We start from the raw sequence: 24,423 nt of genomic DNA on the forward strand, positions 1-24,423 counted from the left end.
CTCAGATGGCTCCGAAACCCGCCGAAACGGCTGTGGACAACTGGCGTTTTCCTGTGGGCAACAGGCGTGCCGCGTCAGACGGTCGCCTCGAACCCCGACCCGGGGCGGGGCATATCGGCCATGGGGGTGGGGGCGTCCGTCTGCCCGGGCGCCGTACGGTCGCGATCACGTCCGTAGAGGAACGTGGCCAGGGCGAGCCCGAGGACACCTCCGGCCAGCTGCGCGGCGACGAACCCGGGCAGCGACTGGGGGGCGATGCCGGTGAACGAGTCGCTGAAAGCGCGGCCGACCGTGCCGGCCGGGTTGGCGAAGGAACTCGACGAGGTGAACCAGATGGCGGCGGCGATGTACGAGGCGACCGCGGCCGGGATGAGCCTCGGACGGCCGATCCGGCCGAGCCCCTGGATGACCAGGACCAGTCCCGCGGTCGCGACGATCTCGCCGATCAGCAGGTGACCGCCGCCGCGCACCTGGGTGGAGAAGGTCCCCGGGGTGCGACCGAACATCATCTCGGCCACGACGGCGCCGACGACCGCCCCGGCGGTCTGCGCGCCCGCGTAGGCGAAGGCCTCCCGGGCCGCGAGCCCCTCGCCTCCGGCGCGACGGGCCCACCAGGCGGTGAGGGTGACGACGGGGTTGAGGTGGGCGCCGGACAGGGGCCCGAAGAGGGTGATGAGCAGACCGAGGCCGATGGCCGTGGCCAGCGAGTTGGCGACGAGGGCGACACCGGTGTCGCGACTGAGGGACGCGGCCTGGATACCCGACCCGATCACGACCACGAGCAGGCCCGCGGTGCCGATGAGCTCGGCAGCCGCGCGCCGCAGCAGTGAAGCCTTATTGGTCATAGTTTCTCCCTCCGAATGAGCTTCTAGCGGAAAATATATTCCGTATATTGGAAACTTAATAGAGGGGGCGGCGGTGTACAGCGGCCCTGCGGGGGCGGAAAATCACTGCCGGGGACCCGCCCGAGCCATCAAGCTGGGGACATGGATGACCGACGCACCGTGAAGGTGTCCAAATACGTCTCGAAACACCTGCGGCACCAGCCGGAACGCATCGGACTGACGCTCGACCCGCAGGGCTGGGTGGAGATCGACGACCTCCTGCGCGCGGCGGCGGCGCACCGCTTCCCGTTCAGCCGGGCCGAGCTGGATCACGTCGTCGCCACGAACGACAAACAGCGGTTCACCGTCGACGGCAGCCGCATCAGGGCCAACCAGGGCCACACCGTGGAGGTGGACCTCGACCTGCCGGAGGCTGAACCGCCCGCGTACCTCTATCACGGCACCGTGGCCGCGGCCCTGGACTCGATCCGCGCCGAAGGCCTGCGCCCGATGGGACGCCACCACGTGCACCTCTCGCCCGACCGCGAGACGGCCACCCGCGTGGGCGCGCGCAGGGGGCGGCCCGTCGTGCTCCCGGTGGACGCCGGTGCGATGCGTGCCGCCGGGCACGTCTTCCGGGTCAGCGCCAACGGGGTGTGGCTGGCCGACGCCGTACCGCCGGAGTTCCTGCGCTTCCAGTAGCGGCGAGAAACTCCGGCGGGGGTGAGCAGCCGGCCGTCAGGCGCCCAGCTGCGCGAGCGCCTCGGTGGCGATCCGCTCGAAGACGGCCTCGTCGGCCGCGAAGTCGGAGTCCGGGATCGGGGCGTGGATGACCAGCTCCGTGAAGCCCAGCTCGCGGTGCCGGCCGGCGAAGTCGACGAACGCGTCCACGGACTCCAGCATGCTGCCGCGCTCCGGGGTGAACCCGGTCAGCAGGACCCGCTCGATGGACTCGGGCGCCCGCCCGGCCTCGGCCAGGGCCTTCTCCAGCTTGCCGACCTGTCCGCGCAGGGCCTCCAAGGACTGCTCCGGCGTGCCCTCGAAGACCTTGGGGTCACCCGCGGTCACCCAGCCCTGGCCGTGCTTCGCGGCGAGCTTCACACCTCGCGGGCCGGTCGCGGCGACGGCGAACGGCAGGCGCGGCCGCTGAAGGCACCCGGGGATGTTGCGGGCTTCCTCGGCGGAGTAGAAGGTGCCGTGGTGGGTCACCGCGCTCTCGGTCAGCAGCCGGTCGAGCAGCGGAACGAACTCGGCGAAGCGGTCCGCGCGCTCGCGGGGGCTCCACTCCTCCTGTCCCAGCGCGGTCGCGTCGAAGCCGTTGCCGCCCGCACCGATACCGAGTGTGATCCGCCCACCGGAGATGTCGTCGAGGGACATCAGGTCCTTGGCCAGGGTCACCGGGTGCCGGAAGTTCGGCGAGGTGACCAGCGTGCCCAGGCGGAGCCGGGTCGTCACGGCCGCCGCCGCGGTCAGAGTGGGAACGGCACCGAACCAGGGACCGTCGCGGAAGGTCCGCCAGGTCAGGTGGTCATAGGTGTAGGCCGTGTGGAACCCGAGCCGCTCGGCCCGCTCCCACTGGTCGCGGCCGCCGTCGTGCCACGGACGGACCGGCAGGATCACGGTGCTCAAGCGAAGACTCATGTCACTGAGCCTACGGTGCGAGCCGTCCCCACGCTGTGAGCAACGTTTCACGTGAAACATCTCTGGTCGATCATGGTGAACGAGGGGGAACCCATGGGCGAAGATGGAGCCGTGACCTCGGCTCCCCAGCGCCCGGACGGGCCCTTCCCCGCACCCCGGCTCATCGCCACCGACCTCGACGGCACCCTGCTGCGCGACGACAAATCCGTCTCGCTGCGCACGGTGGCCGCACTCGCCGCCGCCGAGGAGGCCGGGATCGAGGTCTTCTTCGTCACCGGACGCCCGGCCCGCTGGATGGACGTGGTCAGCGATCACGTGCACGGGCACGGCCTGGCGATCTGCGCGAACGGCGCCGCCGTGGTCGACCTGCACGCCGGACGGGAATTCGTCCAGGTGCGGGCCCTTCCCCGGACCACCGCGCTCACGGTGGTCGAGACCCTGCGCGCGGCCGTCCCCGGTACCTCCTTCGCGGTCGAGACGACCACCGGCATCAACTACGAGCCGGCCTACCCGCCCTTCTTCCAGGACCCGGGAGCCACGGTCGCCACCGCCGAGAAGCTGCTGCGCGAGGAGACGGACCACAGCGCCGCTCCGGTGCTGAAGCTGCTCGCCCACCACGCCGAACTGGCCCCGGACGAGTTCCTCGCCCTGGCCCGGTCGGCCGCCGGAGCCTACGCCACGGTCACCCGCTCCAGCCCGACCGCCCTGCTCGAGATCAGCGAGCTCGGCGTGTCCAAGGCCAGCACCTTGGAGCTGTGCTGCGCCGAGCGCGGCATCTCCCCGGCCGAGGTCGTCGCCTTCGGCGACATGCCCAACGACGTCGAGATGCTGCGCTGGGCAGGAACCTCCTACGCGATGGGCAATGCCCACCCGGACGTGATCGCGGCCGCCTCCGGCCGCACCGTGGCCAACAACGAGGACGGGGTGGCCGTCGTGATCGAGCGCATCCTCGCGGAACGCACCGCGCACGCCTGACCGCCCGGATCCTCCTGTCCCCTGTCCTCCTGTCCTCCTGGCCTCCTGGAGACGGAGACGGCTCAGAGCGGGGCTTCCCACACCAGGGCGGTCCCGCCGGCGTCCTCTCCGATACCGGGGCCGTACCAGCTGGAGCCGCCCAGGGACTCCGCCCTGCGGCGCAGGTTGCGCAGACCGCTGCGCCGCCCGCCCTCCGGAATCCCCACCCCGTCGTCGGCGACCTCCAGCCGCACCCCGGGCCGGCCGTCGGCCAGGCTGATGGTGGCGTCGACCACCACCTCGATCCGGGACGCGTCCGCATGCCGGAAGGCGTTCGACAGGGCCTCGCGCAGGGCGGCGATCAGGTTCTTGCCGACCAGCTCGCCCACGGCCGCGTCGATCGGGCCGATGAACCGGTGCGCCGGTTTGAAGCCGAGCGGGACGGCGGCCATGTTGATCTCCCGCAGGACCCGGGTGCGCAGCCCCGACGGGGCTTCCGCCGGGCCCTGCTGGAGCGCGAAGATCGCGGTTCGGATCTCCTGGATCGTCACGTCGAGCTCGTCCACGGCCTTGCCCACACCGTCGCGGACCTCCGGAACGATCGAACGGCGCTGGGCACCCTCCAGCATCATCCCCGTGGCGAACAGCCGCTGGATGACCAGGTCGTGCAGGTCGCGGGCGATCCTGTCGCGGTCCTCGAACACCGCGAGCCGCTCCCGGTCGCGCTGAGCCTCGGCCATCATCAGCGCGAGGGCGGCCTGCGAGGCGAACTGCGTGGCCAGGGTCCGCTCCGCCTCGGTGAAGGGCCTCTTGCCCCGGGCCCGCGGGGTGACGAGCGCCCCCAGCACCCGTCCGCCGCTGTGCAGCGGCAGCATCATGCACGGCCCGTACTGGCTCGTGAGCCGACTGATCATCCGGGGATCCGCGGAAGCGTCCTCCACGAAGACCGGTTCGCCCTGGAAGAGTTTGACGACCACGGGGCTCTCGGCGGGGATCACCACACCGAGGGAGGTGGCCGGGTTGTCGGCGGAGACGGCGACGATCTCCATCCCGCCCTCCTCGGCCGGCAGCATCACGATCCCGGCCGCCGAGTCGGCGAGGTGGCGGGCCTGTTCGGCGACCACCGCGAGGGCGTCGTCCGCGTCCCCGCCCGACAGCAGGGCGGTGGTGACGGCCACCGAGCCGTCGATCCAGCGCTCCCGCTGGGTGGCGGCCTCGTACAGCCGGGCGTTGCCGATGGCGATGCCCGCCTCCGTGGCCAGCACCCGGACCATGTGGACGTCGTAGTCGTTGAACTCGCCGCCGCCGTTCTTCTCGGCGAGGTAGAGGTTGCCGAAGATCTCGCCCTGCACCCTGATGGGCACGCCGAGGAAGGTCTTCATGGGCGGATGGTGCGCGGGGAACCCCGCCGAGCGGGGATCCTTCGTCAGGTCGGCGAGCCGCACGGTGTCGGGGTGGGAGATCAGGGCACCCAGCAGGCCCCTCTTGCCGTCGGGCCGGTGGCCGATCCGCCTCGCCTGTTCGGGGCCGAGCCCGAAGGTCACGAAGTCCGAGAGGCCGGGGCCGTCCGTGTCGACCACCCCGATCGCCGCGTAGCGGGCGTCGGCGAGCTCGGCGGCCGTCTCGCAGATGCGGTCGAGCGTGGAGTGCAGTTCGAGCCCGGTCCCGACGGAGCGCATGGCCTCCAGCAGTTGCGGCACCCGGGCGGTCAGCTCGGTGGACAGCCCGTGCAGGCTGCGGGTCGCCCGGGTGGCGGCCTCCATCGGGTCCTGCGCTTCCCGGGCGGGCTCCGGCGATTCCTGGGACTCCTCCACTGACATGGTCTTGAGCCTAGTTAGTCCCGTTTAGGAGGGAAAGTCAGCTCGTACAGTCGGCCGGAATCGCACCTGCCCGCCGCTCACGATCCAGCAGGTCGCGCAGCGGGCCCTCGACTGCCGCCAGCTCCGCGTACGGTCCCCGCTGCACGACCGCTCCCCGGTCCAGCACGAGGACCTCGTCGACCGCTTCCAGTCCGGCGAGCCGGTGGGTGATCAGTACGGTGGCCCGGCCCTCGGTCGCCGCCAGCAGGTCCGCCGTCAGGGCGTCCGCGGTCGCCAGGTCGAGGTGCTCGGCCGGCTCGTCCAGGACGAGGACGGGGAAGTCCGCGAGCAGGGCCCGGGCCAGGGCGAGGCGCTGGCGCTGGCCGCCCGAGAGCCGCTGCCCGTGCTCGCCGACCAGGGTGTCGATCCCGTCGGGGAGCCCGTCGGCCCACTCCAGCAGCCGGGCCGCGGCGAGCGCCTCCCGTAGCTGTGCCTCGCTCGCGCCGGTGCGGGCGAGGCGGAGGTTCTCGCGTACCGAACTGTCGAAGAGGTGGGCGTCCTGGGCGCACAGGCCCACCAAGCGGCGTACGCCGTCGCCGTCGAGGGTGCGTGCGTCCCTCCCGCCCAGGGTGTAGCCGCCGTCGCGCGGGTCCAGGAACCGCAGCAGGACCTGCGCCAGCGTGGTCTTGCCCGAACCCGAGGGCCCGACGACGGCGATGCGGCGGCCGGCCTCCAGGGTCAGGTCCAGGCCGTGCAGGGCGTCCCGCTCCTGGCCGCCGTGGCGGGCGGCGAGTCCCGTCAGTCGCAGCGGGAACGGCGAGGAGGGCGGATCCTGCGGCTCGGCCGGTTCGACGACGGGTTCGGGCGCGTCGATGACCTCGTACACCCGCTCGGCGCTGCGCCGCACCCGCTGCCGGTACTGGACCGCCAGCGGCAGCCCGGACACCGCCTCGAACGCGGCGAGCGGGGTCAGTACCACGACCGCCATGGCCACGCCGGACAGCCGTCCGTCCGCCACGGCCCCCGCACCGGCGAACGCGGCGCCCACCACGGTGAGCCCGCACACCAGGGCGGACAGGCCGCCGCCCAGTCCGGCGGCCGCGGCCCCGCGCGAGGCGATCCGGGTGAGCACCCCGTCGGCCTCCCGCGCCCGGTCCTTGCGGCCGGCGAGGGCTCCGGCGACGGTGAGTTCCGCGGTACCCGTCAGCAGGTCGGCCACCCGGGTGGCGAGCTCACCCCGGGCGGGTGCGAGCCGCCGCTCCGCACCGCGCGCGCAGGCCCCGCTGACCAGCGGGACCCCGACACCGGCCACGAGCAGCCCCGCCGCGAGCACCACGCCCGCCTCGGGCAGCAGCCAGGCCGTGAAGACCACCGATCCGGTACCGACGAGGAGCGCGGTGCCGACCGGCAGCAGCCAGCGCAGCCAGTAGTCCTGGAGGGCGTCGGCGTCCGCCACCAGCCGGGAGAGCAGGTCGCCGCGCCGCTGCTCGCGCAGCCCGGCGGGCGCGATCCGCTCCAGCCGGCGGTACACCGCGACCCTGAGGTCGGAGAGCATCCGCAGTACGGCGTCGTGCGACACCAGGCGTTCGGCATAGCGGAAGACGGCCCGCCCGAGCCCGAACGCGCGGGTCGCCGTGACGGCCACCATCAGGTACAGCACGGGCGGCTGCTCGGACGCCCGGGAGATCAGCCACCCGGACACGGCCATCAGGCCGACGCTGCATCCGACGGCCAGCGCTCCGAGCAGCAGGCCCAGCCGGAACCGGCCCTGCCAGGCCGCGGCCACGGCCCGCACCCGGCGCAGCGGGTCACCGCCGCCCGAGTCCGCGCTGCTGCCGCCGGTCCGCTCCCGGGCGGCCCCGAGGATCCACTCCCCGGGGTCGGACATCCCCGCCGCGGTGCGCGGGGCGGCTCCGGGGACCGGGACCGCGGTCGCGCCCTCTCCGGAAGCGTCCATCGCGCCCTCGCCGACCGCCACCACCCGGTCGGCGAGGGCCAGCAGGGCCGGTCGGTGCACCACGAGGAGGACGGTACGCCCGGCCGCGAGACGCCGTACGGCCTCCACTACGGCGGCCTCGGTCTCCCCGTCCAGTGCCGCCGTCGGCTCGTCCAGCAGCAGCACCGGCCGGTCCGCGAGGAAGGCCCGGGCCAGGGCCAGCCGCTGGCGCTGCCCGGCGGACAGGCCGGCGCCGCCCTCGCCGAGCGGGGTCTGCGTCCCGCGCGGCAGGGCCGAGACGAACTCCCAGGCCCCGGCGTCGCCCAGGGCCGCCTCCACCGCCTCGTCGTCGGCCCCGGGCCGGGCGAGGCGGACGTTCTCGGCGATGGTCCCGGCGAACAGGTGCGGCCGCTGCGGCACCCAGGCGATCTGCTCCCTCCACTGCTCCAGGGAGAGGTCGGCCAGGTCGATGCCGCCGACGCGCACGCGCCCGGACGTCGGCGTGAGGAAGCCGAGCAGCACGTTCAGAAGGGTCGACTTGCCCGCCCCGCTCGGGCCGGTGAGGGCCACGCACTCGCCAGGCCCGACGGCGAGGGACACGGGTCCGGGGGAGGAGGCCGCGCGCCCCTCGTGGCGGACCTCGACCGCGTCGAGCTCGATGACCGGTCCGCCGGCCGGAACGGGGGCCCCGGTGCCCGCCGCGGGGGCCGGGGTCTCGAGGACGGTGAAGATCTCCTCGGCCGCGGCCAGTCCTTCGGCGGCCGCGTGGTACTGGGCGCCGACCTGGCGCAGGGGCAGATAGGCCTCCGGCGCGAGGATCAGGATCACGAGGCCCGTGTACAGGTCGAGTTCGCCGTGGACGAGCCGCATGCCGATGGTCACCGCGACGAGGGCCACGGACAGGGTGGCGAGCAGTTCGAGGGCGAAGGAGGAAAGGAAGGCGATGCGCAGCGTGCGCATCGTGGCCTGGCGGTAGTCGTCGGTGATCCTGCGGATCGACTCGGCCTGCGCCTTGGCCCGGCCGAAGACCTTCAGCGTCGGCAGCCCCGCCACCACGTCGAGGAAGTGCCCCGCCAGCCGGGACAGCAGCCGCCACTGGCGGTCCATCCGGTTCTGCGTGGCCATTCCGATGAGGATCATGAACAGCGGGATCAGCGGCAGGGTGACGACGATGATGGCCGCCGACACCCAGTCCTCGGTGACGATCCGTGCGAGGACCGCCGCCGGCACCACCACCGCGAGCCCCAGTTGGGGAAGGTAGCGGGAGAAGTAGTCGTCGAGCGCGTCCACTCCCCGGGTGGCCAGGGAGACCAGCGAACCGGTGCGCTGCCCGTCGAGCCAGCCGGGCCCGAGGTCCGCGGTCCGCCCCAACAGCCGGCCCCGCAGCTCCGACTTGACCGCCGCGCCGGCCCGGTGCGCGGCCAGTTCGGTGAGCCAGGCGACCAGGGCGCGCCCGAACGCCGCCGCCGCGAGCAGCAGCAGTGGCGTCCGGAGCGCCCCCGCGTCGAGTCCCCGCTCGAAGGCGCCGACCACGATCTCGGCGATCAGCATCGCCTGGCCGACGACCAGTCCCGCCCCGGCGAGCCCGAGGGCCACCACCGCCCCCAGGAAGAGGCGGGTGGAACGGGCGTACCGGAGCAGGCGCGGGTCGATCGGTTTCACGTGAAACATCCCCTCGGCAGGGTCGGGCGGGGTGACGCGCGCGGATCAGTGCGCGTCGGCGATGTGCTGCGTACCGATCCGCTTGCGGAACACCCAGTACGTCCAGCCCTGGTAGAGCATCACCAGCGGGGCCGCCACACCGGCGCACCAGGTCATGATCTTCAGGGTGTACGGGGTGGACGAGGCGTTGGTGACCGTGAGGTTCCATGCCTCGTCCAGCGAGGACGGCATGACGTTCGGGAACAGCGTCAGGAAGAGCATCGCGACGGCCGCCGCGATGGTGATCCCGGACAGGGCGAACGACCAGCCCTCACGTCTGGCCAGGTTGCAGCCGATCGCCGCGGCCAGCGCGATCACCGCGACGGCCATGGCGATCAGGCTGAATCCGTCACCGCGCGAGACCTGGGTCCAGATCAGGAAGGCCAGGGCCAGCACGGCCGTCACCACACCGAGCCGGGTGGCCAGTGCGCGCGAGCGGTCCCGGATGTCACCGACGGTCTTGAGCGAGGCGAACACCGCGCCGTGGAAGGTGAACAGCGTGAGGGTGACCAGCCCGCCGAGCAGCGAGTACACGTTGAGCAGGTCGAAGAGGCTTCCGACGTACTCCATGTGCTGGTCGATCTTCACTCCGCGCACCATGTTGGCGAAGGCCACCCCCCACAGGAAGGCGGGGATCAGCGAGGTCCAGAAGATGGCGTGTTCCCAGTTGGTCTGCCACCTGTCCTCGGACCGCTTGTGCCGGTACTCGAAGGCGACGCCGCGGATGATCAGGCAGACCAGGATGAGCAGCAGCGGCAGGTAGAAGCCGGAGAAGAGCGTGGCGTACCACTCGGGGAAGGCGGCGAAGGTGGCACCGCCCGCGGTGAGCAGCCAGACCTCGTTGCCGTCCCACACGGGGCCGATCGTGTTGATCAGGACCCGCTTCTCGGTGCGGTCGCGGGCGAGGAGCTTGGTGAGTACGCCGATACCGAAGTCGAAGCCCTCCAGGAAGAAGTAGCCGGTCCACAGGACGGCGATGAGTACGAACCAGACGTCGTGAAGCTGCATGGTGTGCTCCTTCCTGCCTCAGTACGAGAAGGCCATCGGCCGGTCGGCGTTCTTGTCGTCCCCGCCGACCTTGGTGGGCGGGTTGAGGTCGGCCTCCGTCAGCTCGGGCGGGCCGGCCTTGACGTACTTCACCATCAGCCTGACCTCGATCACGGCGAGCACCGCGTAGAGCAGCGTGAAGCCGATCATCGAGGTGAGCACCTCACCCTGCGAGACGTTGGGCGAGACCGCGTCCCGGGTGCGCAGCACCCCGTAGACCACCCACGGCTGGCGGCCCATCTCGGTGAAGATCCAGCCCCAGGAGTTGGCGAGCAGCGGGAAGCACATGGTCCAGAGCGCGACGAGCCAGTACAGCCGGCCGAAGCGCGGGCTGAGCGCCTTCTTGAAGAGGACGAGATGGGGGACCTCGTCCTCTGCGGTGCGCAGCCCGGGCGGCAGCAGGAAGCGCTTGCGGGTCAGCCACAGCCCCAGCACGCCGATGCCGAGGGAGGCCATGCCGAAGCCGATCATCCAGCGGAAGCCCCAGTAGGCGACCGGGATGTTGGGCCGGTAGTCACCGGGGCCGAACTTTTCCTGTTCGGCCTTGTTGACGTCGTTGATGCCCGGGACGAAGGAGTCGAAGTCGCTGTTCGCGAGGAAAGAGAGCACGCCCGGGATCTCTATGGCCACCTTGTTGTGGCCCTTGTCGACGTCGCCGTAGGCGAACACGGAGAAGGGCGCGGGGGCCTCGCCGTCCCAGAGGGCCTCGGCGGCGGCCATCTTCATGGGCTGCTGCTTGAACATCACCTTGCCGAGCATGTCGCCGCTGATGGCGGTGCCCATACCGGCGATGATCATGACGACCAGGCCGACCCGCAGCGAGCTGCGCATCACGGGGATGTGCTTCTTGCGCGCGAGGTGGAAGGCGGAGATGCCGACCATGAAGGCGCCGCCGACCAGGAAGGCGGCCGTGATGGTGTGGAAGAACTGGGTGAGCGCGGTGTCCTGGGTGAGAACGCGCCAGAAGTCGGTGAGCTCGGCCCTGCCCCGCTCCTCGTTCATCCGGTAGCCCACCGGGTGCTGCATCCACGAGTTCGCGGCGAGGATGAAGTAGGCGGACAGGACGGTGCCGAGGGAGACCATCCAGATGCAGGCCAGGTGGATCTTCTTGGGCAGCTTGTCCCAGCCGAAGATCCACAGGCCGATGAAGGTCGACTCGAAGAAGAAGGCGATCAGCGCTTCGAAGGCCAGCGGCGCCCCGAAGATGTCACCCACGAACCGCGAGTAGTCCGACCAGTTCATGCCGAACTGGAACTCCTGGACGATGCCGGTGACGACGCCCATCGCGATATTGATCAAGAAAAGCTTGCCCCAGAACTTCGTGGCTCTGAGGTATTTCTCCTTCTCGGTCCGCACCCAGGCGGTCTGCAGGCCGGCGGTCAGCGCGGCGAGCGAGATCGTGAGCGGAACGAAGAGGAAGTGGTAGACGGTGGTGATGCCGAACTGCCAGCGCGCCAATGTCTCAGGCGCCAAAGCTAGGTCCACGTCGTCTTCTCCTTGTCGTCGCCGTGGTCACAGCGGGCAGTCTGCCTGGCGGGTTCCCCCCATAACGGGAGGAAGCAGGACACGCTTGTGAACGCGTTCACATTCACAAGCATTATGTCCTACCGCCGGTGGCCGGAAACGGGCGGGGTCCCCTTCGGGGGGGTACGTCACACCGGACCCCTAGCCAAGAAATTCAACAGATTGTTGAATGTGGCCATGCAGATTCGAATCTCATGGCCTGCGGGCCTGCTCACCGCGACCCTTGACGAGACCCCGACCAGCAAGGCGCTGGCCGCGGCCCTCCCGATCTCCGCCTCGGCGAACACCTGGGGCGAGGAGGTCTACTTCGACACGGGCGTCTCCGTCGATCTGGAGCACGACGCCCGGCAGGTCGTGGAGCCCGGCACCGTCGCCTTCTGGACCGAGGGCGACGCCCTCGCACTGCCCTACGGCCCCACGCCCATCTCCCGCGGAGGCGAGAGCCGCCTGGCGAGCCCCTGCAACGTGCTCGGCTCGTTCGACGGCGACCCCCGCCTCCTGGCCACCGTCCGCGACGGCGACCCCATCCGCGTGGAGCTGGTCTGACGACCACGGCTCCGTTACGGGCTCACAGCTCCTTGAAGAAGGCCTCCGCCGTGTGCAGGAAGAGGTCGTTCGCCTCGGTCTCACCGATCGTGACCCGAAGGCCCTCGCCCGCGAAGGGCCGGACCACCACACCGGCCTTCTCGCAGGCCGCCGCGAACTCGGCCGTCCGCTCCCCCAGCCGCATCCACACGAAGTTGGCCTGCGTGTCCGGCACCGTCCAGCCCTGGGCCAGCAGCGTCTCGTGCACCCGGTTGCGCTCGCACACGAGCGCCCCGACGCGCCCCATCAGCTCGTCCTCGGCGCGCAGCGAGGCGACCGCCGCGTCCTGTGCCAGCTGGCTGACGCCGAAGGGCACGGCCGTCTTGCGCAGCGCCGCCGCGACCGGCTCGTGCGCCACCGCGAAGCCCACGCGCAGCCCGGCCAGGCCATAGGCCTTGGAGAACGTTCGCAGCACGGCGACGTTGGGGCGGTCACGGTAGAGCTCGATGCCGTCCGGCACGTCGGTGTCCCGGACGAACTCCCGGTAGGCCTCGTCCAGCACCACCAGGACGTCGGAGGGCACGCGGTCGAGGAACCGCTCCAGCTCGGCCCGGCGCACCGCGGTGCCGGTCGGGTTGTTGGGATTGCAAACGAAGATCAGCCGCGTCCGCTCGGTGATCGCCGCGGCCATCGCGTCCAGGTCGTGGACGTCGCCGTCGGTCAGCGGGACCCGCACCGAGGTGGCGCCGGAGATCTGCGTGATGATCGGGTAGGCCTCGAACGACCTCCAGGCGTACATGACCTCGTCGCCCGGGCCGGCGGTCGACTGGATCAGCGACTGGGCCACGCCCACCGAACCGGTACCCGTGGCGATGTGCTCGGCCGGCACGCCGAACCGTTCCGCCAGCTCGTTCACCAGACCGGTGCAGGCCATGTCCGGGTAGCGGTTGAAACGGCCGGCGGCCGCCACCGCGGTCTCCAGGACTCCCGGAAGCGGCGGGTAGGGGTTCTCGTTCGAGGACAGCTTGAAGGCGACCGCCCCGCCCTCGGCGGCGGGCTTGCCGGGCTTGTAGGTGGGGATGCCGTCCAGCTCGGGGCGCAGCTTCGGGCTCTTCTCGCTCACCGCAGGTCCTCCTCGACCGTCCCGTCGACGTCTCCGTCGACCCAATACTGCTCACCTTATGAGGATTCCGCCGATCCGAGAATGGCGGGCGCCAGGAACACAGGGGGAGCGCGCGCATATATGCGCGCGCCGGTGGCCCGCGCCGTGGCGCGCGTCCCTCGTGCAGGTGAGTTGCGACCGGTCCGGGGCCGCCGCGTTTTGGCATGCCCGTACCCGCCGACAAGCCTCACCCTTGGCCCACATCGCCAAATACCTTCAATTCCAAGGTCATTGGGGGTGGCGAACCAAGCAGAATCGTGCCTGTCAACTCGTGCATATGCACCTGAACCGCCCACCCCTCCGAGCCCTACTATCGGCTCGCCATGACAGCAGCAGGGAAGCATCACGTGAACCGGGCCGAGACCACCCGGCGGGTCGGCGGGCGACAGGGCCGCGCCGGCATCAGGGACGTGGCCGCCGCGGCGGGCGTGTCCATCACAACCGTCTCCGACGCGCTCAATGGCAAGGGGCGGCTGCCCGACGCCACCCGCCGCCACGTCCGCGAGGTGGCCGACCGGCTGGGCTACCGGCCCTCCGCCGCCGCCCGCACCCTCCGTACCGGAAAGTCGGGCCTCATCGGCCTGACCGTCACGACGTACGGGGATGAACCTTTCACCTTCACCGAATTCGCCTACTTCGCAGAGATGGCCCGGGCCGCGACCTCCGCCGCCCTCGCCCGCGGCTACGCCCTCGTCATCCTCCCGGCCACCTCCCGGCACGACGTCTGGTCCAACGTGGCCCTCGACGGAACCGTCGTCATCGACCCCTCGGACCACGATCCGGTGGTCAGCGAGCTCGTCCGCCAGGGCCTGCCCGTGGTCTCCGACGGCCGGCCCGCCGGGACCCTCCCCGTCACCGCCTGGGTCGACAACGACCACGAGGCCGCCGTGCTGGGCCTGCTCGACCACCTCGCCGCCGCCGGGGCCCGCCGTATCGGGCTGCTGACCGGCACCACCACGGACACCTACACCCGGCTCTCCACGACCGCCTACCTGAGCTGGTGCGAACGCGTCGGCCAGGACCCGGTGTACGAGTCCTACCCCGCCCACGACCCCTGCGCGGGCGCCGTCGCCGCCGACCGGCTCCTGGCCCGGCCCGACCGTCCCGACGCCGTCTACGGCCTCTTCGACCCGAACGGCACCGACCTCCTCGCCGCCGCGCGCCGCTACGGGCTGCGGGTCCCCGAGGACCTGCTCCTGGTCTGCTGCAGCGAATCCACCGTCTACGCGAACACCGAGCCGCCCATCACCACCCTCTCCCTCAAGCCGCGCCGCATCGGGACCGCCGTCGTCCAGCTGCTGATCGACGCGATCGAGGGGGTCGACACGGGACGTCCCGTCGAACAGGTCGTCCCGACCGAGCTGATCATCCGCACGTCCTCACAGCGCAGAACCCCCCGGACCACCGTGAGCCCGCCCCGCTCACCCTCCCAGGACTGACCACCAGACCGCCGTATCGGCGGGGCCGACGGCCCCGCCGACGATTTCAACAACCCCTATATCGGGCGAAAACGGCAGGAAGGTTTGGTTCCGCCCAGGATTCACCACCCCTGGTGCGTCACAGAGCGCGAGCCGCATTCCTATGATGGGCGCACGACATCACGGAACCTCCGCCCCAGAGGTGAGCAGGGTCCGCAGGTGTACGGCAGCGCGACGGTGGTGGAGGGGTCGATGACTCAGGGGGCCGGTCAGGGACCCGCGATGCGGACGGACACGCTGCGGGACTTCCGGGTGCCGGTCAACGAACCCGCGCCGTACGCCGTGCCCGCCGGCGTGCCCGGGGAACCGCCCGTGTACGGCGAGTACCCCGCGTACTACACCCCGGAGACCGTCCCGCAGCAGCGGACGGGCGAGGCCCCCCACCCGGAGTTCCCCGCCGCCGGGCCCGAGGACGACCTCGACGGCTACACCCCGACCCAGCGCGACCTGCCCGTCATCGGGCGCGGCGCGGTGGGCGGCCCCGGGGACACCGTCCAGGTCCAGTACGTCCCGCAGGAGGTCCCGGGCGCCGGTCCCGGCCCCCTCTACGTCGTGGGCGACGTGCACGGCTACCTCGACGAGCTCATCCACGAGCTCCAGGCGCAGAACCTGATCGACGCCGACTGCCACTGGTCCGCCGGCAACGCCCGGATCTGGTTCCTCGGCGACTTCACCGACCGCGGCCCCGACGGCATCGGCGTCATCGACCTCGTCATGCGCCTGTCCGCCGAGGCCGCCGCGGCCGGCGGCTACTGCAAGGCCCTGATGGGCAATCACGAGCTGCTGCTCATCGGCGCGAAGCGGTTCGGCGACACCCCCGTGAACTCCGGCGCCGGCACGGCCACCTTCCAGGCCGCCTGGCTGCTCAACGGCGGTCAGCGCGCCGACATGGAGCGCCTTGAGGACGTCCACCTGCAGTGGATGTCCCGGCTGGACGCGGCCACGCTGGCCGACGGCCACCTGCTGCTGCACTCCGACACCACCGCGTACCTGGACTACGGCGACTCCATCGAGGACGTCAACGACACCATCCACGAGCTGCTCAACCGCCACGACGCCGACATCACCTGGGACCTGTTCCGGAAGTTCACCAAGCGCTTCGCCTTCCGCGACGAGGAGACGGGCCCGCAGGCCGTGCGCCGGCTGCTGGCCACCTACGGCGGCAGCCGCGTCGTCCACGGCCACAGCCCCATCCCGTACCTGCTCGGCGAGGTGGGCACCGAGGACGGCGACGAGGCGCACGGGCCGGAGGCCGTCGACGGACCGCACGTGTACGCGGACGGACTGGCCATCGCGATGGACGGCGGCGTGACGATGGCGGGCAAACTGCTGGTCCAACAACTGCCGCTGCGCGACTGAGCGTTCACTGAGCGGGGTATTTCCCGAAAGTCCCTGTCACCCCATGGCCGGGTCGCTCTACCATCGCCCTGTCCGTAGCAGGCTCTCCTCCGTTTCGGGCCCGCGCCCGGTTCTACGCGGGCAAACCGGCTCGTACGGAGCATCGGGGGATGCACATGACCAGCGGTCCGCACCTGCTCACCGAAGACCGACCCGAGTTCGACCGCCTCCTCGACGAGGCGCTGCGCACGGCGGACGAACGGCCCGAGCTCGCCGCCCTCGGCGAACGGCTGAACGCCGAACAACTGCGCACGATGGCCCTGAGCGCCATCGCACTCCTGACCGCCGCCGCGGCCGCCGAGTACGCCCACTACGTGAAGGTCCGGGAGGAACTGCGCGACGAGGTCCTGTCGGGCCGCGCGACCACCGACGAGTACACCGCCGACGGCGGCGACGGGCAGGACGACGGCGGGGGCGCGGGCGTGAGCGCCGTGGTGGCCGTCCTCGCCCCGGTCCTGGCGGGCACCGCCATGCTGATCTTCCTGCTCGTGGGCTACTGCCTGAAGGCCATCGACCCCGAACCCGCCTTCGCGCGGACGATGCTGACGGCCGGCTGGCTGTTCGGCGGGCTCACCGTGGTCGCGCTCGTCTTCGCGGTGGTCTCGCTCCTGGTGGCAGCACTGCGCAACAGCTCCACGGAAGTGGCCGCGGAGGAGAGCGTGCAGATACCCGACGATCTCGCGCGGGCCCGGGAGGCCTGGCGCAACGCGCTGCTGGAACGGGGCATCATGCCGTTCCTGCGCGATGCGCTGGCCGACCCCACCGCCGGGACGGGCTACCCCGTGCCCCGTACGCCGGGGGCCGGGCGCATCCCCCAGCTGGGATACACCCGGCCCGACTTCAGCAGCCCGTCCGACGGGGCGTCGGGCGCGCGGCCCGGCTATTCGAGCCCGGACTTCACCAGCCCGGACTTCGGCGGCCCGGAGCACCGGCCGGACTGACGTCCTACTTCATGGCCTTGCGGAGGTGGTTGAGCTCCGCAGGGGGGGGCGGTGCCGCGCCGCAGGGGCGGGTGGTCCACCGGAGCCGGGATGGCGGTCCACGGTGTGTTGCACGTCAGACCGAAGTCACTGGCCGGGTTGACGGTGCAGTTGATCTCGTAGATCTGGTTGTCGGAGCCGACGCTCTCGACGTGCACCAGACCTGCCTGGTCGCTGACCGCGATCCCGCACAGCGACACCCCGGCCGGGATGCCTCCGTTGTCGCCGAGGTTGTTCCACTCGAACGACTGGTCCGTTCCCGTGATCCGCCGGATGCCGACCCACGGGACGCCGTTCAGCATGACGGCCTTGACCTCCGCGGAGGCGCTGGGCTTGTACTGGGAGACGGCGGTGCACGGACCGGTGGCACCGGTCGCACCCGTCGGACCCGTCGGACCCGTCGCACCGGTCGCACCCGTGGCTCCGGTTGCGCCGGTCGCACCGGTCGCGCCCGTAGCCCCCGTGGCACCGGTCGGGCCGGTAGGCCCGGTGGGGCCCGTGTCTCCGGTAGCGCCCGTCGCACCGGTCGCACCCGTGGCTCCGGTCGCGCCGGTCGCGCCCGGTGCACCCGTCGCGCCGGTAGCGCCCGTGGCCCCCGTCGCACCGGTCGTGCCCGTGGCACCCGTAGCGCCCGTCGCGCCCGTCGCGCCCGTCGCGCCGGTCGCACCCGTGGGGCCGGTGGGGCCGGTCGGGCCCGTGTCGCCCTTCGGGCCCTTCGGGCCGCGCGGGCCCCGGGGGCCGCGGCACTTGTCGTCGTCCCGATCGCCACCGTTGCGGGATGGGTCGGCCGACCGGCCTTGAGAACGGCCCTCCGGCCGGCCCTCGTCGTCGCCGTGCGGGCGGCCTTCGTCGTCGCCGTGGTGGTGCGGCTTCTCCTTGCAGTGGTCCTCTCCGCCACCGCCGCCCGCCACCGGGTGGGCCGCGGCGACCGCCGGGCCTGCCTGATGCGTCATGGCGGCCGCGGGACTGACGACACCGGCCAGTACCAGGGAGAGCGAGGCCAGGGCTCCTCCCGCCAGCCAGGCCCGACCCCGTGGAAGAGGACCGAGGGGGACGGTCTTGGCCCGGTGCTCACGACTCATAGAGCGCTCCTTCAGCAGAGTGACTCGGACCGGAGCCGTCCTTCGGCCCCCGGTCGGGGTTGAGCCTCCCTCCCTGAGGGCGGATCTCCGCGCGACCCCCCTGAGGTCACCCCCGCTGTCAGCGCCCCGGCCTACCCGATGCCGCCAATCGGGCCAACTGGGACCTTTCCGGCGCGCCACCCTCCGGCACCCTGCCCCCGCTGCCTAAAGTCCCCGACGATCCAGCCGACCCGGCCGGCCGCGAGAACGTACGGCCCACACCAGCGGACGGGACCCATGCGACCAAAAGTCTGTCTGAACATGATCGTCAAGGACGAGGCCCCCACCATCCGGAAGTGCCTCGATTCGGTACGCCCTCTGATCGACACCTGGGTGATCGTGGACACCGGCTCGACCGACGGCACCCAGGACGTCATCAGGGACTGCTTCGGGGACATCCCGGGCGCCCTCTACGAACGCCCGTGGAAGGGGTTCGACGGCAGCCGCACCGAGGCCATCGAACTCGCCCGCGACCGCGCCGACTACCTGCTGTTCATCGACGCCGACGACGCGATGGAGACAGAGCCCGGGTTCCGGATGCCCGAGCTGACCCTCGACGCGTACCGGATCGCCCTGCACGACGGCCCGATCGTCCACTACCGGGCGGCACTCGTCTCCACCCGGCTGCCCTGGCGATATGTCGGCGTGCTCCATGAGTACATCGACTGCGGCGGCGAGTACAGCCTCGGGACGCTCGGGGGCGCCCACATCCTCAGCATCGGCGGAGGCGCCCGGCTCCGCGAGGGCGGTCAGCGGCAGAAGTACCTGCGCGACGCGGCGGTGCTCGAACAGGGGCTGCTCAAAGAGCCCGAGAACGCCCGCTACATGTTCTACCTCGGGCAGAGCTGGCGCGACGCGGGCGAGCAGGAGAAGTCCCTCTCCGCCTACGACCGCCGGGCGGCCATGGTCGGCTTCTACGAGGAGACCTACCTCGCGCGGGTCTACGCCGCACGAGCCGCCGCGAGCCTGGGCCGACCCGCCGCCGAGGTGATGGACCGCTACCTGCGAGCGTTCGAGAGCCGCCCCTCGCGCGCCGAGGCGATCGGGGACCTCGCGGGCCTCTGCCGAGTGGAGGAACGGTGGCCGCTGGCCTACATGTTCGCCAAACAGGCCGAACGGATCCCCTACCCGAAGGACATCCTGTTCGTGGAGTACGCCTGGCACGAATGGCGCGCCCTCGACGAACTCGCCATCGCCGCCTACTGGGTCGGCGAGTACCGGGAGTCCCTGGAGTGCTGCGAGCGTCTGCTGAGCGAGGGCAAGCTACCCGACGAGCACCGCGAGCGCGTCTCCGGAAACCTGGACTTCGCCCGGAGGAAGCTGGGCCCGGCAGTGTTTCACGTGAAACCGACCGTTTCACGTGAAACATCGTCGGCATCGACCTGACCCACGCCGCGCCCGTTCACCGAGCGCGTCCCGCGACTCCCCCCATGATGTCGCGGGACGGCCCGTCCGGCCGGGTCAGTCCGCCAGGGGCAGGTAGACGCGGTTGCCCGAGGCGGCGAATTCGGCGGACTTCTCCGCCATGCCGGCCTCGATCTCCTCGGCCTTCAGGTCACCGCCGTGCTCACGGCGGATGTCCTGCGAGATCTTCATCGAGCAGAACTTCGGACCGCACATGGAACAGAAGTGCGCGGTCTTGGCCGGCTCGGCCGGGAGGGTCTCGTCGTGGAACTCACGGGCGGTGTCCGGGTCGAGGGCCAGGTTGAACTGGTCCTCCCAGCGGAACTCGAACCGCGCGTCCGAGAGGGCGTCGTCCCACTCCTGGGCACCGGGGTGACCCTTGGCCAGGTCCGCCGCGTGCGCGGCGATCTTGTACGTGATGACACCGGTCTTCACGTCGTCGCGGTTGGGCAGGCCCAGGTGCTCCTTGGGCGTCACGTAGCAGAGCATCGCGGTGCCCCACCAGGCGATCATCGCGGCGCCGATGCCGGAGGTGATGTGGTCGTACGCGGGCGCGACGTCCGTGGTGAGCGGGCCGAGCGTGTAGAACGGCGCCTCCTCGCAGATCTCCTGCTGGAGGTCGATGTTCTCCTTGATCTTGTGCATCGGGACGTGGCCCGGGCCCTCGATCATCGTCTGGACGTTGTGGCGCTTGGCGATCGTGTTGAGCTCGCCCAGCGTCTTCAGCTCCGCGAACTGGGCGGCGTCGTTGGCGTCCGCGATGGAGCCGGGGCGCAGGCCGTCGCCCAGTGAGTACGTGACGTCGTACGCCGCGAGGATCTCGCAGAGCTCCTCGAAGTTCGTGTAGAGGAAGTTCTCCTTGTGGTGCGCCAGGCACCAGGCGGCCATGATCGAGCCGCCGCGCGAGACGATGCCGGTCTTGCGGCGGGCCGTCAGCGGCACGTACGGCAGCAGCACGCCGGCGTGGACCGTCATGTAGTCGACGCCCTGCTCGGCCTGCTCGATGACCGTGTCCTTGTAGATCTCCCAGGTGAGGTCCTCGGCACGGCCGTCGACCTTCTCCAGCGCCTGGTAGAGCGGCACGGTGCCGATCGGGACGGGGGAGTTGCGCAGGACCCACTCACGCGTGGTGTGGATGTTGCGGCCGGTCGAGAGGTCCATGACCGTGTCCGCGCCCCACTTGGTGGCCCAGGTCATCTTGTCGACCTCCTCCTCGATGGAGGAGGTGACGGCCGAGTTGCCGATGTTGGCGTTGACCTTCACCAGGAACCGCTTGCCGATGATCATCGGCTCGATCTCCGGGTGGTTCACGTTGGCCGGGAGCACCGCGCGACCTGCGGCGATCTCCTCACGAACGACCTCCGGGGAGACGTTCTCGCGGATCGCGACGTACTCCATCTCCGGGGTGATCTCGCCCCGCCGGGCGTACGCGAGCTGCGTGACGGCCTGACCGCCGCGACCGCGGCGCGGCAGGCGCGGACGGCCGGGGAAGACCGCGTCGAGGTTCTTGAGGCCGCCGCGCGGCGAGGTGTGCTTGATCCCGTCGTCCTCGGGGCGCACGGGGCGGCCCGCGTACTCCTCGGTGTCACCGCGGCCGATGATCCAGTTCTCACGCAGCGGCGGCAACCCGCGGCGGACGTCCGTCTCGATCTGCGGGTCGGTGTACGGACCGGACGTGTCGTAGAGCGTGACGTCCTTGCCGTTGGTGAGGTGGACCTGGCGGACCGGCACCCGGATGTCGGGGCGGGAACCCGCCAGGTATCCCTTGTGCCAGCCGGGCTGGCGCTCGGTCTGGCCGTCGGCGTTCTCGCCGGCGGCAGGCGTGCGTGCGTCCTGAATGGTCATGAGACCTGATCTCCCTACGCCGGCATTACCCGGTAACAGGTTCGGCGGTCGACGCAGCCTCCTCCCGTACGCAATCTGCTGCGCGTACGGTGATCAGCGCCCTCTCAGCCCGGTGCTCCGAGCTCCCGCGTTGTGCAAAGTAGCCCCCACGCTAGCGTCATCTGTGGCGTGCTGAACAGTGGGCCCCCTCATCTCTTGCGATGATCTGCCGGTGACGACCTCGCCACCTCCCCCCACCGAGCCCAACGAGCCCACTGGCCACACCGGTCACGAACACGCGTCCCACGGGCACGCGGCCGGTGGCCCAGCCGGGCACTCCCACGGCCACGGGCATTCCCATGGGCACGGTCACGGGCACGGCCCCGCCGCCCCCGTGTCCAAGCACCTGCGGCGGGTGATCTCCGCCGTACTGATCCCCTTCGCCGCCGCCGTCTTCGTCGGCCTGGTGGTCCTGTGGCCCGGCGGAGCCCCCGCCCACCAGCGCACCGGGGTGGGCTTCGACCGCCAGACGCAGCAGGGCAAGGTGGTCGCGCTCGCCGACATCGACTGCAAGTCGGTGAACGCCGCGCAGGTTCCGCCCCCCGGGGGCGCCCCCGCCCCCGGGGGTGCGGCGCAGACGTCGCCGGGCGGTGCGTGCAAGAGGGCGACCGTCGAGGTGGGCACCGGGCCGGACAAGGGCCGCGTCTTCTTCGAGATCGTCCAGCCCGGTGCGCCGCGGCAGCTGGAGAAGGGGCAGGAGGTGGTGGTCGCCTATGCGCCGGACGCGCCGCGTGACCTCCAGTACTCCGTGATCGACCTGAACCGGAAGTTCCCGATGGCCCTGCTGGCGGGCATCTTCGCGGTCGCGGTGGTGGTCGTCGGCCGGATGCGCGGGCTGTTCGCGCTCATCGCGCTCGTGGTCAGCTTCGGGGTGCTGACCCTGTTCATCCTCCCGGCGATCCTCCAGGGCTCGAACCCCCTGGTCGTCGCGGTGGTCGGGGCCAGCGCGATCATGCTGATCGCCCTCTACATGTGCCACGGCCTGACCGCCCGCACCTCGGTGGCCGTCCTCGGCACCCTGGTCTCGCTGCTGCTGATCGGCCTGCTGGGCTCACTGTTCATCGACTGGGCGTTCCTCAGCGGGAACACGGACGACAACACCGGGCTGATCCACGGCCTGTACCCGGACATCGACATGAGCGGTTTGCTGCTCGCAGGCGTGATCATCGGATCGCTCGGCGTCCTCGACGACGTGACGGTCACCCAGACCTCGGCCGTCTGGGAACTCCACCAGGCGGACCCGAAGATGGGCTCGCGCGCCCTGTACCGGGCGGCCATCCGGATCGGGCGCGACCACATCGCGTCCGTGGTCAACACCCTCGTACTGGCCTACGCGGGCGCGGCGTTGCCCCTGCTGCTGCTGTTCTCCATCGCGAACAGCAGCATGGGGACCGTGGCCAACAGCGAGCTGGTGGCGGAGGAGATCGTACGCACCCTGGTGGGTTCGATCGGGCTCGTCGCCTCCGTCCCGGTGACCACCGCGCTGGCCGCGCTGGTGGTGTCCGCGGACCGGCCCGGCCCCGCCGCGGCCGCTCCCGTCACGGGCGCACCGCCGGCCCGCGGAGGCCGGGGCCGGCGGCGCAAGCGCTGAGGACCGGGGAACGGCCCCCGGCGGGCGGGTGCTTCAGCCCGCGTTCTGCTCGTTCTGCTGCTGCGCCTCGGCGAGGATCCTGCCGAGTTCCTCGTCGAGGGTCTCCTCGAAGTCGCCGAGGCTGCGCTCCTGACCGAGGGGAACGATCCGGTCGGTCCGGTCGAGGAAGGCCACGAGCGGAGCCGCGCCCGCCCGGAACAGGGCCCGGTCGGCTCCGACCTGGAGGCGGATGTGGACGTCCGAGAGCTCGCCCGGTTCGGTGGGGGCGATGTGCACGTCGCCGTCACCGCACGGCCTGTTGATCCCGTCGAGGAGCAGCTCCCGGCCGAACGCCCAGGTCACAGGGGCGTCTCCGGGAAGGTGGAAGGTCAGGCGTACGGCGTAGGGGTCCCTGGCGTCGTACCGGAGTTCCACCGGGATCCGGAACGCGAGCTCCTCGGAAACGAGGAAGCTCATCATGACCTCTGCCTGTACCGACTCGCGCATTGCCTACCCCGCTGTAGTGGAAGTGGCCAGGAATGAACCCCCAGGGCCCTCTTGACAAGGGTGGTGGAAGTGGCAGCAGATCACAAGGAGTGAGTTTTCAGATACTGATAGAGAAGGAGAGGGTGCTCAACAGCGCGCCTACTTCACTCCGTAGTCGATCGACTACACAGAGCAGGCGGGATTCCTGGTGCACAGGTAGAGAAATGGCCATCGTCGCGGCCGCGTCGCCGGCCGTGATCGGGATGGCCGCGCACACCGTGCCCAGGGCGTACTCCTGACGCTCGGTCACCGGCTGCATCCGCTCCAGGGAGCCGATCCGCTCCTCCAGCGTGCGCATGTCCCGCACGGTGTACGGCGTGATGCCCTCGACCGGGTGACGGTCGTAGTAGTCCCTGCGCGTCTTCTCGTCCAACTGCCCGAGCAGGCACTGCCCGATGGCGTGCGCGTGCGCGGTGGCGCGGAAGTCGGCCCATTCCTCGCAGGCCGGGTTGGCCGGGGTGTCCGAGACACCCACGACCTCGATCTCACCCTCGCGGTAGACCGCGAAGTAGACGGGGGCCCCGACCACGTCGCGGAAGTGCGCGAGCGAGTCGAGGATCATGCTGCGACGTTTCTGCTGAAGTCCCCCGTGCCCCAGCCTGGCGGCCGCCTCGCCGAGGACGAAGACCCCGCCCTCCCGGCGCAGATAGCCCTCGTGCGTCAGGGTGCGCAGCAGGTGGTACGCGGTGGGGAGCGGGAGCCCGGCCTCGCGCGCCAGCTGTTTCGCCGGGGCTCCCCCACTATGGGAGGCCGCCGCTTCCAGTAGCCGCAGCGCCCTCTGCACCGAGCCGATCAGCGTCGGCACACCGGCATTGTGGACCGGAGACACAGCTCACCCCCTGGCGTGGCGGCGGGCCCGGGGGCCCGCCGGCGCCCAGGAACGGCACGGATTGCCAGCCTATCCACCGATTGCCACAGGATGAGAGGTT

The 24,423-nt window shown here is 71.1% G+C and carries 19 protein-coding genes and 1 riboswitch; of the genes, 8 read left to right on the forward strand and 11 right to left on the reverse strand.

What is annotated here, in order from left to right:
* Positions 1-74: 74 nt before the first annotated feature.
* The gene (locus ACFY0O_RS03950; protein WP_388942492.1) at positions 75-845 is read right to left on the reverse strand and encodes an aquaporin; all 771 of its coding nucleotides are present in this window, start codon (positions 843-845) and stop codon (positions 75-77) included.
* A gap of 141 nt (positions 846-986) precedes the next feature.
* On the opposite strand from ACFY0O_RS03950, the gene ACFY0O_RS03955 reads away from it, so the two are divergent.
* Entirely contained in the window at positions 987-1,526 is a 540-nt protein-coding gene (locus ACFY0O_RS03955; protein WP_358891521.1) for an RNA 2'-phosphotransferase, read from the forward strand.
* A gap of 36 nt (positions 1,527-1,562) precedes the next feature.
* Here the strand turns inward: ACFY0O_RS03955 and ACFY0O_RS03960 are convergent, their stop codons facing one another.
* Positions 1,563-2,465 carry an LLM class flavin-dependent oxidoreductase gene (locus tag ACFY0O_RS03960; RefSeq protein ID WP_388942495.1) on the reverse strand — a complete coding sequence of 301 codons (903 nt, stop codon included), beginning with the start codon at positions 2,463-2,465 and terminating at the stop codon, positions 1,563-1,565.
* Between the two features lie 93 nt (positions 2,466-2,558).
* On the opposite strand from ACFY0O_RS03960, the gene ACFY0O_RS03965 reads away from it, so the two are divergent.
* Positions 2,559-3,440 carry a Cof-type HAD-IIB family hydrolase gene (locus ACFY0O_RS03965; protein WP_388942498.1) on the forward strand — a complete coding sequence of 294 codons (882 nt, stop codon included), beginning with the start codon at positions 2,559-2,561 and terminating at the stop codon, positions 3,438-3,440.
* Between the two features lie 62 nt (positions 3,441-3,502).
* Here the strand turns inward: ACFY0O_RS03965 and ACFY0O_RS03970 are convergent, their stop codons facing one another.
* The 4 genes from ACFY0O_RS03970 to ACFY0O_RS03985 are packed head-to-tail and all read right to left on the reverse strand — an operon-like array spanning position 3,503 to position 11,387.
* Positions 3,503-5,239 carry a GAF domain-containing sensor histidine kinase gene (locus tag ACFY0O_RS03970; RefSeq protein WP_388942500.1) on the reverse strand — a complete coding sequence of 579 codons (1,737 nt, stop codon included), beginning with the start codon at positions 5,237-5,239 and terminating at the stop codon, positions 3,503-3,505.
* Between the two features lie 37 nt (positions 5,240-5,276).
* On the reverse strand, positions 5,277-8,816 hold the full coding sequence (gene cydD, locus ACFY0O_RS03975) for a thiol reductant ABC exporter subunit CydD (protein WP_388942503.1): 3,540 nt from the start codon (positions 8,814-8,816) through the stop codon (positions 5,277-5,279).
* 45 nt (positions 8,817-8,861) lie between these two features.
* Positions 8,862-9,863: a cytochrome d ubiquinol oxidase subunit II gene (gene cydB, locus ACFY0O_RS03980; protein ID WP_388942506.1), complete on the reverse strand. Its 1,002-nt coding sequence runs from the start codon at positions 9,861-9,863 to the stop codon at positions 8,862-8,864.
* A gap of 18 nt (positions 9,864-9,881) precedes the next feature.
* A complete protein-coding gene (locus ACFY0O_RS03985; RefSeq protein WP_388942509.1) occupies positions 9,882-11,387 on the reverse strand; it encodes a cytochrome ubiquinol oxidase subunit I in 1,506 nt (501 codons plus the stop codon).
* A 216-nt stretch (positions 11,388-11,603) separates the two neighbouring features.
* On the opposite strand from ACFY0O_RS03985, the gene ACFY0O_RS03990 reads away from it, so the two are divergent.
* Positions 11,604-11,972: a cyclophilin-like fold protein gene (locus tag ACFY0O_RS03990; protein ID WP_045945424.1), complete on the forward strand. Its 369-nt coding sequence runs from the start codon at positions 11,604-11,606 to the stop codon at positions 11,970-11,972.
* A gap of 22 nt (positions 11,973-11,994) precedes the next feature.
* Here ACFY0O_RS03990 and hisC read toward each other — a convergent pair whose 3' ends face one another.
* Entirely contained in the window at positions 11,995-13,074 is a 1,080-nt protein-coding gene (gene hisC, locus ACFY0O_RS03995; RefSeq protein WP_388942512.1) for a histidinol-phosphate transaminase, read from the reverse strand.
* Positions 13,075-13,436: 362 nt separating this feature from the next.
* Here hisC and ACFY0O_RS04000 point away from each other — a divergent pair, with 362 nt between their 5' ends.
* From ACFY0O_RS04000 to ACFY0O_RS04010, 3 genes are all read left to right on the forward strand, one after another.
* A complete protein-coding gene (locus ACFY0O_RS04000) occupies positions 13,437-14,552 on the forward strand; it encodes a LacI family DNA-binding transcriptional regulator (protein WP_388942515.1) in 1,116 nt (371 codons plus the stop codon).
* Between the two features lie 216 nt (positions 14,553-14,768).
* Positions 14,769-15,950, forward strand: coding sequence for a metallophosphoesterase (locus tag ACFY0O_RS04005; RefSeq protein ID WP_388943429.1), 1,182 nt, complete (start codon positions 14,769-14,771; stop codon positions 15,948-15,950).
* Positions 15,951-16,099: 149 nt separating this feature from the next.
* Entirely contained in the window at positions 16,100-16,930 is an 831-nt protein-coding gene (locus ACFY0O_RS04010) for a hypothetical protein (RefSeq protein WP_388942518.1), read from the forward strand.
* On the opposite strand, the gene ACFY0O_RS04015 is transcribed toward ACFY0O_RS04010, so the two are convergent.
* Positions 16,870-18,051, reverse strand: coding sequence for a hypothetical protein (locus tag ACFY0O_RS04015; protein ID WP_388942521.1), 1,182 nt, complete (start codon positions 18,049-18,051; stop codon positions 16,870-16,872). The genes ACFY0O_RS04010 and ACFY0O_RS04015 overlap by 61 nt on opposite strands.
* 300 nt (positions 18,052-18,351) lie before the next feature.
* Here ACFY0O_RS04015 and ACFY0O_RS04020 point away from each other — a divergent pair, with 300 nt between their 5' ends.
* Positions 18,352-19,476 carry a glycosyltransferase gene (locus ACFY0O_RS04020; RefSeq protein WP_388942524.1) on the forward strand — a complete coding sequence of 375 codons (1,125 nt, stop codon included), beginning with the start codon at positions 18,352-18,354 and terminating at the stop codon, positions 19,474-19,476.
* Between the two features lie 75 nt (positions 19,477-19,551).
* Here ACFY0O_RS04020 and thiC read toward each other — a convergent pair whose 3' ends face one another.
* Entirely contained in the window at positions 19,552-21,339 is a 1,788-nt protein-coding gene (gene thiC, locus ACFY0O_RS04025; protein ID WP_358891508.1) for a phosphomethylpyrimidine synthase ThiC, read from the reverse strand.
* Positions 21,334-21,478: riboswitch (TPP riboswitch) on the reverse strand. Its footprint overlaps the gene before it by 6 nt.
* Before the next feature lie 39 nt (positions 21,479-21,517).
* On the opposite strand from thiC, the gene ACFY0O_RS04030 reads away from it, so the two are divergent.
* The gene (locus ACFY0O_RS04030) at positions 21,518-22,969 is read left to right on the forward strand and encodes a YibE/F family protein (protein ID WP_388942527.1); all 1,452 of its coding nucleotides are present in this window, start codon (positions 21,518-21,520) and stop codon (positions 22,967-22,969) included.
* A 33-nt stretch (positions 22,970-23,002) separates the two neighbouring features.
* Here the strand turns inward: ACFY0O_RS04030 and ACFY0O_RS04035 are convergent, their stop codons facing one another.
* Together ACFY0O_RS04035 and ACFY0O_RS04040 are read right to left on the reverse strand one after the other, a co-directional pair.
* Positions 23,003-23,455, reverse strand: a complete 453-nt coding sequence (locus ACFY0O_RS04035; protein ID WP_388942529.1) for an SsgA family sporulation/cell division regulator — start codon at positions 23,453-23,455, stop codon at positions 23,003-23,005.
* A gap of 97 nt (positions 23,456-23,552) precedes the next feature.
* Positions 23,553-24,299, reverse strand: coding sequence for an IclR family transcriptional regulator (locus ACFY0O_RS04040; protein ID WP_388942532.1), 747 nt, complete (start codon positions 24,297-24,299; stop codon positions 23,553-23,555).
* Positions 24,300-24,423: the final 124 nt, after the last annotated feature.

Origin of the sequence: Streptomyces sp. NPDC001594 (assembly GCF_042893675.1) — a bacterium.
Classification (GTDB): domain Bacteria; phylum Actinomycetota; class Actinomycetes; order Streptomycetales; family Streptomycetaceae; genus Streptomyces.

Bases quoted from the DNA above. Each gene is read 5' to 3' on its own strand.
- ACFY0O_RS03950 (WP_388942492.1), bottom strand. From the start codon at position 845: ATGACCAATAAGGCTTCACTGCTGCGGCGCGCGGCTGCCGAGCTCATC.
- ACFY0O_RS03955 (WP_358891521.1), top strand. From the start codon at position 987: ATGGATGACCGACGCACCGTGAAGGTGTCCAAATACGTCTCGAAACAC.
- ACFY0O_RS03960 (WP_388942495.1), bottom strand. From the start codon at position 2,465: ATGAGTCTTCGCTTGAGCACCGTGATCCTGCCGGTCCGTCCGTGGCAC.
- ACFY0O_RS03965 (WP_388942498.1), top strand. From the start codon at position 2,559: ATGGGCGAAGATGGAGCCGTGACCTCGGCTCCCCAGCGCCCGGACGGG.
- ACFY0O_RS03970 (WP_388942500.1), bottom strand. From the start codon at position 5,239: ATGTCAGTGGAGGAGTCCCAGGAATCGCCGGAGCCCGCCCGGGAAGCG.
- cydB (WP_388942506.1), bottom strand. From the start codon at position 9,863: ATGCAGCTTCACGACGTCTGGTTCGTACTCATCGCCGTCCTGTGGACC.
- ACFY0O_RS03990 (WP_045945424.1), top strand. From the start codon at position 11,604: ATGCAGATTCGAATCTCATGGCCTGCGGGCCTGCTCACCGCGACCCTT.
- ACFY0O_RS04000 (WP_388942515.1), top strand. From the start codon at position 13,437: ATGACAGCAGCAGGGAAGCATCACGTGAACCGGGCCGAGACCACCCGG.
- ACFY0O_RS04010 (WP_388942518.1), top strand. From the start codon at position 16,100: ATGCACATGACCAGCGGTCCGCACCTGCTCACCGAAGACCGACCCGAG.
- ACFY0O_RS04015 (WP_388942521.1), bottom strand. From the start codon at position 18,051: ATGAGTCGTGAGCACCGGGCCAAGACCGTCCCCCTCGGTCCTCTTCCA.
- ACFY0O_RS04020 (WP_388942524.1), top strand. From the start codon at position 18,352: ATGATCGTCAAGGACGAGGCCCCCACCATCCGGAAGTGCCTCGATTCG.
- thiC (WP_358891508.1), bottom strand. From the start codon at position 21,339: ATGACCATTCAGGACGCACGCACGCCTGCCGCCGGCGAGAACGCCGAC.
- ACFY0O_RS04035 (WP_388942529.1), bottom strand. From the start codon at position 23,455: ATGCGCGAGTCGGTACAGGCAGAGGTCATGATGAGCTTCCTCGTTTCC.